16 protein-coding genes are annotated in these 15,374 nt (G+C 55.9%); 7 read left to right on the top strand and 9 right to left on the bottom strand.

Going from position 1 to position 15,374, the window contains the following annotated elements; all coding sequences use genetic code 11:
* Positions 1–13: 13 nt before the first annotated feature.
* From QOT07_RS24630 to rfaD, 4 genes are read right to left on the bottom strand one after another with little or no spacing between them, the layout of a single operon-like run.
* Positions 14–1,183 carry a glycosyltransferase gene (locus QOT07_RS24630; RefSeq protein ID WP_283604139.1) on the bottom strand — a complete coding sequence of 390 codons (1,170 nt, stop codon included), beginning with the start codon at positions 1,181–1,183 and terminating at the stop codon, positions 14–16.
* Positions 1,180–2,145, bottom strand: coding sequence for a lipopolysaccharide heptosyltransferase RfaC (gene rfaC / locus QOT07_RS24625; RefSeq protein ID WP_129936350.1), 966 nt, complete (start codon positions 2,143–2,145; stop codon positions 1,180–1,182). Before rfaC ends, QOT07_RS24630 begins: the two co-directional genes overlap by 4 nt.
* Before the next feature lie 2 nt (positions 2,146–2,147).
* Positions 2,148–3,194 carry an ADP-heptose--LPS heptosyltransferase RfaF gene (gene rfaF, locus QOT07_RS24620; protein ID WP_207979992.1) on the bottom strand — a complete coding sequence of 349 codons (1,047 nt, stop codon included), beginning with the start codon at positions 3,192–3,194 and terminating at the stop codon, positions 2,148–2,150.
* A gap of 23 nt (positions 3,195–3,217) precedes the next feature.
* Positions 3,218–4,147, bottom strand: coding sequence for an ADP-glyceromanno-heptose 6-epimerase (gene rfaD / locus QOT07_RS24615; protein ID WP_219017227.1), 930 nt, complete (start codon positions 4,145–4,147; stop codon positions 3,218–3,220).
* 240 nt (positions 4,148–4,387) lie between these two features.
* Between rfaD and kbl the strand changes: the two genes are divergently transcribed.
* Together kbl and tdh are read left to right on the top strand one after the other, a co-directional pair.
* Positions 4,388–5,584 (top strand): glycine C-acetyltransferase, encoded by a 1,197-nt coding sequence (gene kbl / locus QOT07_RS24610; protein ID WP_099063894.1) that lies wholly within the window; start codon positions 4,388–4,390, stop codon positions 5,582–5,584.
* 9 nt (positions 5,585–5,593) lie between these two features.
* On the top strand, positions 5,594–6,619 hold the full coding sequence (gene tdh, locus QOT07_RS24605; RefSeq protein ID WP_099063893.1) for an L-threonine 3-dehydrogenase: 1,026 nt from the start codon (positions 5,594–5,596) through the stop codon (positions 6,617–6,619).
* A gap of 50 nt (positions 6,620–6,669) precedes the next feature.
* Here the strand turns inward: tdh and QOT07_RS24600 are convergent, their stop codons facing one another.
* The 3 genes from QOT07_RS24600 to gpmM are packed head-to-tail and all read right to left on the bottom strand — an operon-like array spanning position 6,670 to position 10,526.
* Positions 6,670–7,635 carry a divergent polysaccharide deacetylase family protein gene (locus tag QOT07_RS24600; protein WP_099063892.1) on the bottom strand — a complete coding sequence of 322 codons (966 nt, stop codon included), beginning with the start codon at positions 7,633–7,635 and terminating at the stop codon, positions 6,670–6,672.
* A 2-nt stretch (positions 7,636–7,637) separates the two neighbouring features.
* Complete coding sequence (envC, locus tag QOT07_RS24595) at positions 7,638–8,972, bottom strand: murein hydrolase activator EnvC (protein WP_099063891.1); 1,335 nt, start codon at positions 8,970–8,972, stop codon at positions 7,638–7,640.
* Between the two features lie 9 nt (positions 8,973–8,981).
* Entirely contained in the window at positions 8,982–10,526 is a 1,545-nt protein-coding gene (gpmM, locus tag QOT07_RS24590) for a 2,3-bisphosphoglycerate-independent phosphoglycerate mutase (RefSeq protein WP_099063890.1), read from the bottom strand.
* A 300-nt stretch (positions 10,527–10,826) separates the two neighbouring features.
* Here gpmM and QOT07_RS24585 point away from each other — a divergent pair, with 300 nt between their 5' ends.
* The 5 genes from QOT07_RS24585 to cysE all read left to right on the top strand — a co-directional run bounded on the left by QOT07_RS24585 (position 10,827) and on the right by cysE (position 13,977).
* Entirely contained in the window at positions 10,827–11,261 is a 435-nt protein-coding gene (locus QOT07_RS24585) for a rhodanese-like domain-containing protein (RefSeq protein WP_085120037.1), read from the top strand.
* A gap of 28 nt (positions 11,262–11,289) precedes the next feature.
* Positions 11,290–11,538 (top strand): glutaredoxin 3, encoded by a 249-nt coding sequence (gene grxC, locus QOT07_RS24580; RefSeq protein ID WP_012147490.1) that lies wholly within the window; start codon positions 11,290–11,292, stop codon positions 11,536–11,538.
* Between the two features lie 59 nt (positions 11,539–11,597).
* The gene (gene secB / locus QOT07_RS24575) at positions 11,598–12,068 is read left to right on the top strand and encodes a protein-export chaperone SecB (protein ID WP_012147489.1); all 471 of its coding nucleotides are present in this window, start codon (positions 11,598–11,600) and stop codon (positions 12,066–12,068) included.
* Entirely contained in the window at positions 12,068–13,087 is a 1,020-nt protein-coding gene (gene gpsA, locus QOT07_RS24570) for an NAD(P)H-dependent glycerol-3-phosphate dehydrogenase (protein ID WP_099063889.1), read from the top strand. Before secB ends, gpsA begins: the two co-directional genes overlap by 1 nt.
* Positions 13,088–13,155: 68 nt before the next feature.
* Positions 13,156–13,977: a serine O-acetyltransferase gene (gene cysE / locus QOT07_RS24565; RefSeq protein WP_099063888.1), complete on the top strand. Its 822-nt coding sequence runs from the start codon at positions 13,156–13,158 to the stop codon at positions 13,975–13,977.
* Positions 13,978–14,043: 66 nt separating this feature from the next.
* Here cysE and QOT07_RS24560 read toward each other — a convergent pair whose 3' ends face one another.
* Positions 14,044–14,715 carry a DUF3313 domain-containing protein gene (locus QOT07_RS24560; protein ID WP_099063887.1) on the bottom strand — a complete coding sequence of 224 codons (672 nt, stop codon included), beginning with the start codon at positions 14,713–14,715 and terminating at the stop codon, positions 14,044–14,046.
* Positions 14,716–14,867: 152 nt separating this feature from the next.
* Positions 14,868–15,341, bottom strand: a complete 474-nt coding sequence (gene trmL, locus QOT07_RS24555; protein ID WP_085120033.1) for a tRNA (uridine(34)/cytosine(34)/5-carboxymethylaminomethyluridine(34)-2'-O)-methyltransferase TrmL — start codon at positions 15,339–15,341, stop codon at positions 14,868–14,870.
* Positions 15,342–15,374 lie beyond the last annotated feature (33 nt).

Genomic DNA, 15,374 nt, shown 5'->3' with positions numbered 1-15,374 from the left:
TTTCCGGCTCACATTACGGTTGGACAATAAATGATTTCATTGCGTCTTCAAACTCGGTTTTGAACATGGCGTAGCTGAAATGTTCGACCGGGTAACGTTGCGCATTTTGACTCATATTTTGATAGATTTCCGGCACCATCAGCCTTTCCAGCGCATCCGCACATTCAAGATGTGACAGCAACTTGGGCGTTACCAGGGTATCGCTAAGCGGATCGTAGACATCATGTGGGAAATCCACTTTGATACCGGTCAAGCGTTGATGTTCTTCAATCGTCACCGAGGGCGTCAGACCAATGCCGCAGTGTCCGTCTTGAATCACCTCTGGCTGGCCATCGACCTGTGGGAAAATCACCGGTACGCCAAAATACAGCGCTTCCATACAGGATAAGCCGAAGGGCTCGGTGATCGGCGTGCTCATGTAGATATGCGTACGATTAAAGAAGTCGGCTACGTTATCCTGGAAACCACTGAAGGTGACCCGGTCGCTCAGCTCAAGCTTTTCTGCCAGGGTTTCAAATGCTGCCCGATCCGGGCCCTTACCGGCAATCTCCAATGTGACATCATGCCCACGACGCAGTAGTTCCTGCATCATCAACAACGAAACACTAATGCCTTTCAGGCTCACCAAACGTGATGCCGTGCCGATCCTGACGGGTTTACTGAGCGGCTTCAGGTTATCGCTGATACCCGATGGCGTTTTCAGCCGATTTATCACCACGTGATTCGGGCAGGGCAGGTTGAACCGCAGCGCCATCACCCGTTTAGAGGCGTAGGACGCGGAGATGCAACCGTCCAGCATCGCGAGAAAACGTAAAGTCTTGTGATTCTTTGGGTAACGCCATGAACAGCCATGATCGTAATAAACCAGCTTCCCGCGTTTAGGTTTAGCAGCCAGACCCGGTATCAGATCCCAAACGATCACTACGTCGGCATTGGCCTGCTCGATTTTTCTTTTCAGCAGGTATTTACGCAAAAATTGCGGGCAGCGCAGCGGTAGCGAGTTAATCAGCCGATTGGCAAAGGTGACTTTTTGGTCAGGCATTTGCCGGCGAATCTCTTCGCCGACTTCACTGCTGATGCAAATCACTTCGTTGCTACCGTCGGTGGTGTCGTTGATGTACTGCAGGAACAGGCGTTCAACACCGCCCATTTTCCCTAAATTGATAATGTGCAGTTTTTTCATCCAATAACCTTTTGCAACTCGGACCAGACTGCGTCGGCAGTGAGGGTTGCCATGCTCTTTTCTGGGGAAATCAATGAGTGTTGGTTCTGACCATAACCGCCGATCAATCCTGGATCGGTAGGGCCGAACAGCGTGATATTCGGCCTGTCGAGCGCGGCGGTCAGGTGGCTGAGGCCGGTATCAACCGAGACCACGGCTTTCGCGCCTGCCAGGACTTCGGCCACCTGTTGCAGGCTGAGTTTGGGTAAAACTTCAACCTGTGGGAAGCCTTCCGCCAAACGCAATGCGCGCTGACGTTCGTGCTCCGCGCCCCACGGCAGTTTAATCTTTAATCCGCTCGCTGCGGCCAACGTAATCAGATCGCGCCAGTGAGACTCCGGCCAGTGTTTTTCGTCGCGGGTCGTGGCGTGCAAAAACACCAGATACTGCCCGGCATCGGCCGGCAGATGGCTGAGAAAGCGGGCCGCAATGGCGTAATCGCCGTAGCTGTCCGGCTTGTCATAGCCCAGGCTTTTGGCGAACAGCTCACGTGTGCGTTCTACGGCATGCTGTTGTTTGTCGATATCATGGCGATGGTTATAAAACCAGCTGGCGAAAGGTTCGCGGGCGCTTTTGCTGTCCTGACCATGCTTGCTGCCTTTGGCGATGCGGGTGATCAGCGCGGCGCTTTTGATTAGCCCCTGTGCGTCGATCACGACATCGTAGTCACGCTCCTGCACCACACGTTTAAAGTCGCAACGCTGTTGGCGGGTTTCGCTACCAAACCAGTTTTTGCGCCAACGGCGGATCGCCACCGGGATCACGCGGTCTACTGCCGGATGCCAGGTGGGAATTTGGCTGAAACCTTCCTCTACCACCCAATCAAAGCGGATGCCGGGGATCGCCTGCATCGCGTCGGTCAACGCTGGCAGCGTATGGAGCACATCTCCCATGGAGGAAGTTTTAACAATCAACACCTGCATGCTTATTCCTCGCTGGCGGCAAGTAACGGCGTCAGCGCGTCCAACACCTGCTGGGGCTGAATATCGATCAGGCTCTGATGGTATCCCTGATCGGCATCACCTTTGCGTATCTTATGGTAACCGCTTATTAAGCGAATCACTTTGGCTTTGCTGGACAGCGGCGGCGTGAAATCCGGGCTGCTTGGGCCGTACAAGGCGATCAGCGGCTTGTTCAATGCCGCAGCGACGTGCATCAGGCCGGAATCGTTACTGACCACGGCCGAACAGGAAGCCAGCAGGATCACCGCTTGCTCAAGCTGGGTTTCCCCGGCGAGATTCATGCAGAAGCTGCGGGAATCATCATCCAGTGCGGCCCGGATCTGCTCGCCCGCTTCATTATCTTTGGCGGAACCAAACAGGGCGATTTGATAACCCTGGTCAATCAGCTTTTGGGCCAGCGTGGCGTAGTGGTAGTGCGGCCACCGTTTGGCCGGGCCAAATTCTGCGCCTGGGCAAAAGCCGATAATCGGCCGATGATCTGTCAGATTGAAGGCGGCGGTGGTTTCGGCAATTTCTTCGTCGCTGACCTGCAGTTGCGGCCATAACAGAGGCTGTGGCAGGTCTTCGGCGCGCTGAATGCGTTGCTTGTCGTAGGCAAGGGCTACGTAACGTTGCACCATCAGTGGAAAGGCGGTTTTGTCCAGCAGGCGAATATCATTCAACAGGCCATAGCGCATTTCACCTCGCCAGCCGGTACGTTGCGGCACCTTGGCAAAGAAGGGCACCAGCGCGGATTTGAATGAGTTCGGCAGCACATAGGCGCGGTCGTAACCGTTGGTTCGCAGGGCATGCCCCAGCCGCCGACGTTCACCGAGCGCCAGCGCACCGTGGCCCAAGGGCATAGACAGTGCCTGATTGACTTCCGGCATACGCGCCAGTAATGGACGGCACCAGGCCGGCGCCATCACATCAATTTCTGCCGTCGGGTGCTCGGCCTTCAGGGTGCGGTAGAGACTTTGCGACATCATCATATCGCCAACCCAAGAAGGGCCGATAACCAGTATTTTCATACCCTACGTTAAATCCCTTCTGCTTAAGCGGTGCGGTTCAACCAGGCCATGTACTCTTTCACGCCCTCGGCGACCGTTTTAAACGGTGCGTCATAGCCGGCGGCGCGCAGCTTGGTCAGATCGGCCTGGGTGAACGCCTGGTAGCGGCCCTTCAGCTTTTCCGGGAACGGGATGTTTTCTACCGTGCCTTTTTGGTGGAAGTCGACCACGGCATCGGCTACCGCCTGGAAGGTTTCTGCACGGCCGGTGCCGCAGTTGAAGATGCCGGACACGCCGCTTTTCAAGAACCACAGGTTGACTGCCGCCACGTCGCCGACGTAGATAAAGTCACGTTTGAAGTCCTGGCTGCCGTCGAACAGTTTTGGGCTTTCGCCGCGGTTGATCTGACCGTTCAGGTGGAACGCCACGCTGGCCATACCGCCTTTGTGACCTTCACGCGGGCCGTAAACGTTGAAGTAACGGAAGCCGCAAATTTGTGACTCTACCTGCGGAAGGATTTCGCGCACATACTGGTCGAACAGGAATTTTGAGTAGCCGTAGACGTTCAGTGGCTCTTCAAATTGGCGCTCTTCGATAAACTCTTCACGGCCGCCGTAGGTGGCTGCGGATGAGGCATACAGGAACGGAATTTCGCGATCCAGGCAGTAGTGCAACAGGTCTTTGGAGTACTGATAGTTATTGTCCATCATGTACTTGCCGTCCCACTCGGTGGTGGAAGAGCAGGCACCCTCATGGAAGATCGCGTCGATTTCACCCAGATCGTCACCGGCGATGATGTTGGCGATGAAATCTTCTTTATCGATATAGTCGGCGATGTCGAGATCGACCAGGTTGGCGAATTTGGTGCCGTCTTTCAGGTTATCTACCACCAGGATATCGCGATACCCTGTGTCATTCAGCGCTTTAATGATATTGCTGCCGATCATGCCGGCGCCGCCAGTGACGATAATCATTGGGTTACCCCTGTTATTCTACCCGGTGGGACACAGTGCCCCACGCTCAATGCTGCTTATAATAGCATTTCATGTCGTCGCAAACATCGGACGGGCTCTGAATATCCCGCGTTGTCGAGCACCGCAGCACTTTGCCGTGATATCTGCTGCAATTTTCATATTCTCTCCCGCAGATTCTCGTCAGTTTGGTTACAAATCAGTAAAATATGTTGAAAACAGACCAATCCTGGAGATAACCGAATGTCCGCGTCTTTTTATCAGCAGTTGGAACAACAACTTGAGACCACCCGTAGTGAAGGGTTGTTCAAAGAAGAACGCATCATTATCAGCGCTCAGCAGGCAGATATTGCCGTTGCTGATGGTCGCCATGTGATCAACTTCTGTGCCAACAACTATCTTGGTCTGGCCAACCACCCGGCGATGATCGCAGCGGCCAAGGCCGGTATGGACAGCCACGGTTTCGGCATGGCGTCGGTGCGCTTTATCTGCGGCACCCAGGACAGCCATAAACAGCTGGAACAAAAGCTGGCCGATTTCCTGGGGATGGAAGACGCCATTCTCTACTCCTCCTGCTTCGACGCTAACGGCGGGTTATTCGAAACCCTGCTGGGCCCGGAAGACGCGATTATATCCGATGCGTTGAACCATGCTTCTATCATTGACGGCGTTCGTCTGTGCAAGGCGAAACGTTATCGCTATGCCAACAACAACATGACCGAACTGGCTGCACAGCTGGAGCAGGCCAAGGCCGACGGCGCGCGCCACATTATGATCGCCACCGACGGCGTATTCTCAATGGACGGTGTGATCGCCAACCTGAAAGGGGTGTGCGACCTGGCTGACCAATATCAGGCGCTGGTGATGGTGGATGATTCCCATGCGGTGGGTTTTGTCGGCGCTAATGGGCGTGGTACCCACGAATATTGCGAAGTGATGGGCCGCGTCGACATCATTACCGGTACCCTGGGCAAGGCGCTGGGTGGGGCTTCCGGCGGTTATACCGCAGCAAAAAAAGAAGTGGTGGAGTGGCTGCGCCAGCGTTCGCGCCCTTATCTGTTCTCCAACTCACTGGCGCCAGCTATTGTCGCCGCTTCGATTAAAGTCTTGGAACTGCTGGAGCAGGGGGACGCGCTGCGCGATCGCCTGTGGGCCAATGCGAGTCTGTTCCGTGAAAAAATGACCGCGGCGGGCTTTGAGCTGGCCGGGGCCGATCACGCCATCATCCCCGTGATGTTGGGTGAAGCAAAACTGGCGCAGGATTTCGCCAATGCGTTGCTCAAGGAAGGCATCTATGTGACAGGTTTCTTCTATCCGGTGGTGCCGAAAGGCCAGGCGCGCATCCGCACCCAGATGTCCGCCGATCACACCCCGGAGCAAATTGAACGTGCAATTGCTGCGTTCATTCGTATCGGTAAAGATCTTGGCGTTATTGCATAAGGTAAAACCATGAAAGCATTGTCAAAACTGAAAGCGGAAGAAGGGATTTGGATGACCGATGTGCCTCAGCCGGAGCTGGGCCATAACGACATCATGATTAAAATCCGTAAAACTGCGATCTGCGGTACCGATGTTCATATCTATAACTGGGATGAATGGTCACAGAAAACCATTCCGGTCCCTATGGTAGTCGGCCATGAATATGTCGGTGAAGTGGTTGCCATCGGCCAGGAAGTCAAAGGCTTCAGCGTGGGCGACCGCGTTTCCGGTGAAGGCCATATTACCTGCGGTCATTGCCGTAACTGCCGCGGTGGCCGTACGCACCTGTGCCGTAACACCACCGGCGTGGGCGTGAACCGTCCAGGCTCCTTTGCTGAATATCTGGTGATCCCGGCGTTTAACGCCTTCAAGATCCCGGATAACATTTCCGATGAGCTAGCATCTATCTTCGACCCGTTCGGCAATGCGGTGCACACCGCGCTGTCGTTTGATCTGGTTGGCGAAGACGTGCTGGTTTCCGGTGCCGGGCCGATCGGCATCATGGCGGCGGCAGTATGTAAGCACGTAGGCGCTCGTCATGTGGTGATCACTGACGTTAACGAATACCGTTTGGATCTGGCGCGCAAAATGGGCGTGACCCGTGCGGTAAACGTCAGCAAAGAGAATCTGACTGACGTGATGGCCGAACTGGGCATGACCGAAGGCTTTGACGTCGGGCTGGAAATGTCCGGTGCGCCACCGGCGTTCCGTTCGTTGCTCAACGCGATGAACCACGGCGGACGCATTGCCATGTTGGGTATTCCGCCGTCGGATATGTCGATCGACTGGAATCAGGTGATATTCAAAGGACTGTTTATCAAAGGGATTTACGGCCGCGAGATGTTTGAGACCTGGTACAAGATGGCTGCGCTGATCCAGTCGGGTCTGGATCTGACACCTATCATCACCCACCGTTTCTCCGTTGACCAGTTCCAGCAGGGCTTTGACGCCATGCGTTCCGGCCAGTCCGGTAAAGTGATTCTGAGCTGGGATTAGTTTTAAGTTGCTGCTTAGGTGTAAAAAGGGCCGGAATTCCGGCCCTTTTTTTATGCTTTGGGTTTGTCTGGTGTTGAGTCTGTCCAGCGTTGCCACTGGCGTTTGATAAAGGTGACGGCTGGCGACTGCGTCACGCTTTCGCCGATCACGCCTATCGCCTTGCTGGCGTTGACTTTTTCCTTCGGCAACTTGACCTTACACTGTTTGATACCGCCGGTGAACGGGTTCTTCGGCTGTGGTTTCGTTGGCTTGACCGGTGGTGGGACGTAATTGCCACCGCTGCTGCTGCCCTGCGGCTCATTCAGCAGTGAGCTCGGTTTCACCAGCACGATATCGGCCGGCAGCGTCGGCAGCATTTGCTGTAACACTCTTACCGTCGCCGGGCGCGGGTGACCAATGGCTATGGCTGAACCATTACGTCGTGCCAACTCGACCGCGCGGTTGAACTGGCGGCGGATATCGGCTTCGTTGGCGGTATCGTCCAGGAACACCTTACGTTTGATCACCTTCACGTGCGTGCCGGCTGCCGCGCGGGTGGCCTGACTGTTGCCGATGGTCATACTGTCGAGGAAATAGAGCTGGTAGCTGTCGAGTGCCTGCATCACTTTCTGCATGGCTGGCAGGCTGGAAGTCATGGCGCTGCCCATATGGTTATTCATACCCACCGCGTAGGGCACATTATTGACCGCATTGCGGATAATGCGCTGGATCTCTTCGCTGCTCATCGAAGGCTGCAGCGTATCACGCTCCAGCGGTTGCTTGCTGAGCGGTGCCATTGGCATGTGGATCAGCACTTCGCGACCCTGACTGTGGGCGCGGGTGGCCATTAAATGGGCATGAGGAGCATTGGGCAGTACGGCAACGGAAATCGCCGTCGGCATCTGCAGCACGGCGCCTTCTTCATGCGGCCGGTAGCCGACGTCATCAATAACGATGGAGAGTTTTCCTGCCTGTGCGGCGCAAACTTGCAGCAGACAGCCAATCAATACGGCAGTGCGGATTTTGATATAGCGCAAATCTATCTTCCCAACCACGGTAGTGGGTTAACGGCCTGACCCTGGCGACGAATTTCGAAATAGAGCGACGGCGTTCCCTGGCCCCCGCTGGTACCCACCAAGGCGATTGGCTGACCGGCGCGCACCTGCGCCCCGACGTTGACCAACGCACTTTGGTTATAGCCATACAGGCTCATGTCACCCTTACCGTGTTCGATGACGACAACCAGACCATAGCCCTGCAGCCAGTCGGCCAGCAATACACGGCCATCGGCGATGGCTTTCACTTCGCTGCCTTCGGAGGCCGAGATCACCATGCCTTTCCAGCGTAACTCGCCTTGCAGCTGTTCGCCAAAACCATGCAGAGTGCGACCGCGCACCGGCCATATTGCCTGCCCATTCGGTCGGCCGAGGCCACCGGTACGGGCCATCAGCGAGCGGTCGGCTTCGCTTGGCTTATAACTGGTGCCGGTTTTCTTCGCCTGCTGTTCTTTGACGCGAACCTGCTCGCGCACCTTGGCGGCTTCACGGGCTTCGCGTTCCGCGCGGGCGCGGGCTTCACGTTCGGCCCGAGCGATCTTGTCGCGCATGCGGGTTTCGTTCTGGCGCAGTTCTACCAGACGCTGCTGGTCTTTTTCCAGCGAGGCTTCCAGTGCGGTCAGCGTTTTCTTACGTGCACCGCGTGCCTGCTCCAGCTTCTGTTGCTGCGTCTGCTGTTCGCCGAGCAGCGATTTCTGTTGGCCTTGCTTGGCGACCAGCGTGGTTTTTTGCTTCGCCAGTTCGGCGCGGGTTTGTTTCAGCTCTTCAATCGTTTGCTGGCGCGCTTCGTTCAGATAGCCGAAGTAAGCCAAAATGCGCTCGCTGCGCTGGCTTTCTTCACCACTGAGCACCAACTGTACGGCGCTGTGCTGGCCCTGTCGGAAGGCGGCATCCAGTTGTTTGGCTAGGATTTCTTGCTGGGTAGATTGCTGCTTTTGCAGCTTGGCGATTGAGGCATTCAGGCCGGAGATGTCTTTCCCCAACTGGCTCAATGTGCCCTGGGTGTCACGCAGCAGGCGACTGGCTTGCGCGATGGTTTTTTCTTGCTGCCTGAGCTGGTCCTGCAGTGAGCTGCGCTGTTGCTGCTGCTGTTTAACCGCCTTTTCTTTCTCGGCGATGCTCTGCTGGATGTCTTTGAGCTGGGATTTATTGTCCTCCGCCGCCTGGCTGGCTAACGGCAACAACAAGACGCCAGCGTAAAATACGCTGGCGCACATGGTGGTCAACTTCCTTGGCGCGGTGCGTTCAGGCAGCGGCTGGCTGCCTGTGTTTGCGCTTCGGGTTACCCTTGATAGTGCAAAAAACGCCTTTTCCCTCATGGAGAAGGATTATTCCACGATGAACAGCGGCTTACCAGTCATCTCTTGCGGGATTTCCATTCCCATCAGCGTCAGCATGGTCGGCGCGATGTCCGAAAGCTTGCCGCCATTGACTGCGCTGGCAGGCTTGCCGATATAAATCAGCGGGACTGGCAGGCTGGTGTGAGCGGTATGCGCCTGGCCGGTGGCCGGATCGCGCATTTGTTCGGCGTTGCCATGGTCGGCAGTGATCAGCAACTGTCCGTCGGCGGCCTTGACCGCCTCGACCACCTGGGCGATACAGTTATCCAGTGTTTCTACCGCTTTTACCGCCGCGTCGTAAACGCCGGTGTGACCTACCATGTCGCCATTCGGGTAGTTGCAGATAATGGCGTCGTACTTGCCGCTGCCAATGGCGGTCAGCAGCTTATCGGTCAGTTCGGCGGCGCTCATTTCCGGCTGCAGATCGTAGGTAGCGACCTTCGGTGAGTTGACCAGCACGCGATCTTCGCCGGTGAACGGCTCTTCAACACCGCCGTTATAGAAGAAGGTGACGTGGGCGTATTTTTCGGTTTCCGAGATGCGCAGCTGGGTCTTGTCGTGTTTCATCAACCATTCGCCGAAGGTATTGCTTAACGACGCCGGCGGATAGGCGCAAGGAGCTTTGATGTCGGCGGCATACTCGGTCAGCATCACGAAATCACCAAAATGGATGACTTTGGCGCGTGGGAAGCCGTCGAAATCAGCATTGACGAAGGAGCGGACGATCTGGCGTGCACGGTCAGCACGGAAATTCATGAAAATCAACGCGTCGCCGTCATGCAGCTCGGCAGAGGCTTCACCGGCGGCTTGCAGCACGGTCGGCTTGACGAACTCGTCGTTTTCACCGCGCTCGTAGGCGGCCTGCAAGGCGGTAACGGCGTTATCGGCCACGAAGTCACCCTTGGCCTGGGTCAGCAGATCGTAGGCCAGTTGCACGCGGTCCCAACGGTTGTCGCGGTCCATGGCGTAATAACGGCCAATCAGCGATGCGATGCGCCCGGTGCCCAGTTTGGCAAAGGCGTCGATGAAATGTTGCAGCGATTTTTCTGCGCTGCGGGGTGGAGTATCGCGACCATCCAGGAACGCGTGCAGGTAAACGGCTTTGGCACCGCGCTGTGAAGCCAGCTCAATCATTGCCAGAATGTGATCTTCGTGGCTGTGCACGCCGCCCGGCGACAGCAGGCCCATGATATGCACTGCTTTACCCGCCTGAACAGCCTTGTCGACCGCCGCCGTCAGCGTTGGGTTGGCGAAGAAATCGCCTTCTTTGATTTCTTTATCCAGTCGCGTCAGGTCTTGATAAACGATGCGCCCGGCACCCAGGTTGACGTGGCCTACTTCCGAGTTGCCCATCTGGCCGTCAGGCAGGCCGACATCCAGCCCGGACGCGGCGATCAGCGTATGTGGCTGCTGTTGCCACAGGCGGTCCATCACCGGCGTTTTGGCGTTCAGAATGGCGTTGTCCTGTTGTTCCTCGCGGTGGCCGTAACCGTCCAGGATCACCAGTACCATCGGCTTTTTGTTACTCGACATTGCGTTAACCTCGTTATGAACTTTATAAGTTGTGAATAGCCATTGGTCCATGGTCAGGCTAATGGCTATTCACTCTCAAAACCGTCTGATTTTACAACGTGGCCGGTTAAAAAGAGCCCAGAGAGATCAAAGTTGCGGTGAACAAGGCCGGCTTTTATGCTGTGGCACCGCGAATTTCTCAGCGTAGCCCGCAGTTTCTGCAATAGCGCTTGCTTATTGGCTGTATTTGCTGCACTCGGCAGGTATACTCTGGAACCTTGAGTTATTTTTTCCCTTAACTGACGGGAGTTGTTACACCCCATGCTGCAAGAAATTATGCAATTCGTTAGCAAGCATCCCATACTGAGCCTGGCCTGGATCGCCCTGCTGGTTGCGGTGATCGTCATGACGTTCAAGAGCAGTTTCTCCAAGGTGAAAGAGATCACCCGTGGTGAAGCCACCCGCCTGATTAATAAAGAAGATGCCGTTGTGGTTGATACCCGCAGCCGTGATGATTTCCGCCGAGGCCACCTGGCCAACGCCATCAACCTGACCGCCAGCGAAATCAAAAGCGGCAGTCTGGGCGAGTTGGAAAAACACAAGGCTCAGCCGATCATCGTGGTTTGTGCCAACGGCACCACTTCTCGCGAGCCGGCAGATAATCTGAGCAAAGCCGGTTTTGAAAACGTAGTTACGCTGAAAGACGGTATTGCCGGCTGGAGCGGGGAAAACCTGCCGCTAGTACGCGGTAAGTAATTCTTTAACGTATTTGAGGTGGTAATCCATGGCTAACATTGATATCTACACCAAAGCGACCTGCCCGTTCTGCCATCGCGCCAAGGCGCTGCTGAACAGCAAGGGCGCTGCGTTTAACGAAATCGCCATTGATGGTGATAATGAAAAACGCGAAGCGATGATTGCGCGCAGTGGGCGCACCACCGTGCCTCAGATTTTCATCGACGGCCAACACATTGGCGGCTGTGATGATTTATATGAACTCGATGCTCGTGGTGGTCTGGATCCGCTGCTTTAAGCGGGCGACTGCCGGTTACTGAGTGTCAATAAGGACGTTTAACCAAGGGTATTACACACATGTCAGAACAAAACAGCACCGAGATGGCTTTCCAGATCCAGCGTATTTATACCAAGGATATCTCCTTCGAAGCACCAAAGGCTCCGCAGGTTTTCCAGCAGGAATGGCAGCCAGAAGTTAAACTGGATCTAGATACCGCTTCCAGCCAGCTGGCTGACGAAGTGTATGAAGTTGTACTGCGCGTAACCGTGACTGCGTCCCTGGGCGAAGAAACTGCGTTCCTGTGTGAAGTGCAGCAGGCGGGTATCTTCTCCGTAGCGGGCATCGACGGCACGCAGCTGGCGCATTGCCTGGGTGCATACTGCCCGAACATTCTGTTCCCGTATGCGCGTGAGTGCATCACCAGCCTGGTTTCTCGCGGTACATTCCCGCAGTTGAACCTGGCACCGGTTAACTTTGACGCGCTGTTCATGAACTATCTGCAACAGCAGTCCGAAGGCGAAGGTGCCGCACCACATCAGGATGCCTGATGAACACCGTCAATGCTTCAATGACCGTAATCGGTGCCGGCTCGTACGGCACCGCATTAGCCATTACGCTGGCGCGTAATGGCCACTCCGTGGTGCTGTGGGGCCATAACCCCGAGCAGATCCAAAAGATGCAGCACGACCGCTGCAACCAGGCATTTCTTCCTGACGTAGCTTTCCCCGATACGCTGTTGCTCGAAGCCGATCTGGCGCGCGCGCTGGCTGCCAGCCGCGACGTGCTGGTGGTGGTACCAAGCCATGTGTTCGGCGATGTGCTGCGTCAGTTGAAACCGCATCTGCGCCCGGATGCCCGCATTGTGTGGGCGACCAAAGGGCTGGAAGCGGAAACCGGCAGGCTGTTGCAGGACGTGGCGCGTGAAGCGCTGGGCGAGGCTATTCCGCTGGCGGTGGTCTCTGGACCGACGTTTGCCAAAGAGCTGGCCGCCGGGCTGCCAACCGCGATTGCGCTGGCTTCTACCGATGCGCAGTTCGCCGAAGATCTGCAGCAGTTGCTGCACTGCGGCAAAAGCTTCCGGGTTTACAGTAACCCCGATTTTATCGGCGTGCAGCTGGGCGGGGCGGTGAAGAACGTGATTGCCATCGGTGCCGGGATGTCAGACGGCATCGGTTTTGGTGCCAATGCGCGTACTGCACTGATTACCCGTGGCCTGACGGAAATGACCCGCCTCGGCTCTGCGCTGGGTGCGGACCCATCGACCTTCATGGGCATGGCCGGGTTGGGCGATCTGGTATTAACCTGCACCGATAATCAATCGCGCAACCGCCGTTTCGGTATTATGCTGGGGCAAGGTAAAGGCGTGCAAGAAGCGCAGGACAGCATCGGTCAGGTGGTCGAGGGCTATCGCAATACCAAAGAAGTTTTGGCATTAGCGCAACGCTACGGTGTGGAAATGCCGATTACCGAACAGATTTACCAGGTGCTGTATTGCCATAAAAATGCCCGGGAAGCTGCGCTGAGCCTGCTAGGGCGCACCAGAAAAGACGAAAAACACAGCGCATAACCTATGAATTGGGCTGCCTGATCGCAATGCGGTGAGGCGGCCTGTTTTGCAAGGCGGAGAGGAACCTGATGTCGTCAGAAGAGTTAGAGCAGGTCTGGAATAGCATCAAATCAGAGGCGAGAGAGCTGGCTGAGTGTGAACCGATGCTGGCTAGCTTTTATCATGCGACGTTGCTCAAGCACGACAACCTGGGTGGTGCGCTCAGCTATATTCTGGCAAACAAGTTGGCTAACCCGATTATGCCCGCCATTGCGGTGCGTGAAGTGGTGGAGGATGCCTACCTGGCCGATCAGCAAATGATCGCTTCAGCGGCACAGGACATCCTGGCGGTGCGCCTGCGCGACCCGGCAGTAGACAAGTACTCAACGCCGCTGCTGTACCTGAAAGGCTTCCACGCCCTGCAGGCTTACCGTATTGGCCACTGGTTGTGGCTGCAGGGGCGGCAGGCGTTGGCAATTTATCTGCAGAACCAGATTTCGGTCGCCTTCGGCGTAGATATCCATCCGGCGGCGACCATCGGTTGCGGCATCATGCTTGACCATGCGACCGGCATTGTGATCGGTGAAACCGCGGTGGTCGAAAACAACGTATCTATTCTGCAGTCGGTCACTCTTGGTGGTACCGGCAAGACCAGCGGCGATCGTCATCCGAAGATCCGCGAGGGTGTAATGATTGGCGCCGGGGCTAAGATTCTCGGCAATATCGAAGTGGGTAAAGGCGCGAAAATTGGTGCCGGCTCGGTGGTGCTGCAATCGGTGCCGCCACATACCACGGCTGCCGGGGTGCCTGCGCGCATTGTCGGTCGACCGGAAAGCGATACGCCATCGATGGATATGGATCAGTACTTTAACGGTACCAACCACGGCTTTGAGTACGGCGACGGTATTTAAGCTGGCGGGTTGTTAAATAATACAATCAGGGGAGCTTCGGCTCCCCTGATGCTTTCTGGCGCGGAGTTAACCTTGTTTCGGGAACGCTACGGTATCGGCGACCATTTGATCGATTGCCGCTTTGACTTGTGCTTCCGTTACCGGTGCGCTGTCGTTGCTGACGGTTTCACCGTAGCTCTTGCGAACAACCTCCAGCACTGTCTTGCCGGTATCTTGATCAATCAGTTGCGCTTCCAGGAACAGGGTGGTGTTTTGCGTCCGGTGGCCCGTCGCGGCCATCGTACTGGCCACCACAGCGGCAACCGGCACCACCTCATAGAATTTCATGTCTTCATCTTCGGCGGATACGGCGGTGATCGCCACCTTGGCCAGCAATACGCGAGAACCCGTTGGGCTCTTAAGTACGGTTGTGCGCTCGGCTATCGCTTTTCTCATACTTTGGTCGGTGTAGTTTCTAATTTTGTCCAGTGTCTGCTGGCTGACGCGCGCGGTAGGTTTCGCCACCGGGTAATAGACTACCGGTGCAACATATACACCCCGGTAGTTGGATTCTTTAAAGTTAGGATCGATCCAACGCAGCGTTGTATGTCCGCTTGGTGAGCTGGTTTCCTGCAGTTTGCTGTAGTCCGGCAGGAAGCCTGAGTACTGCTCTGTTTTTGTTACTTTGGATGCACAACCCGCCAGCAACAGGCCAGCTGCCAGTACCGCTATGGCAACGCTCAAGCGTTGTTTTTTCATACGATTTCCTATGATGAGTGCCGATAACCCTTACAAAACATAGCTCATTATCTTCTGCTACAGCGAATGTTTTCAGCGCCGGGCGTGCCATGTTTCAGAGCGACTTATCAGGATCGTGATGTGCGGCTTGTTTTTACCTGTGCTGTTCTTGGTCAGGGCTTGATCAGGGCACCCGCGTAGTCCAGCTGCCGCCAGGCTTCATACACCACCACGGCTACGGCATTAGACAGGTTCATGCTGCGGCTTTGTGCCTGCATCGGGATGCGAATTTTCTGCTGCGCAGGCAGGGCTTCGAGGATCTCGGCTGGCAGTCCGCGGGTTTCGGGACCGAACAACAGGTAGTCGCCGGCCTGATAGCTGACTGCACTGTGTGCCGGGGTGCCTTTGGTGGTCAGGGCAAACAGCCGCTGCGGATTTTCGCTGGCGATAAAGGCGGCGTAATCGGCGTGTCGTTGGATACTGGCGAATTCATGATAATCCAGCCCGGCGCGGCGCAGGCGTTTGTCATCCCACGGGAAACCCATAGGTTCTATCAGATGCAGTTGAAAACCGGTATTGGCGCACAGGCGGATGATATTGCCGGTATTGGGTGGAATTTCAGGTTCGAATAAAACAATGTTCAGCATGTAAAAAGCCCCTCATGACGAGGGGCGCAGAAT

This window comes from Serratia proteamaculans, assembly GCF_949794035.1.
GTDB lineage: Bacteria > Pseudomonadota > Gammaproteobacteria > Enterobacterales > Enterobacteriaceae > Serratia > Serratia proteamaculans.
Note: the sequence above shows the minus strand (reverse complement) of the source record. Positions and strands in the feature narration are given on the sequence as shown.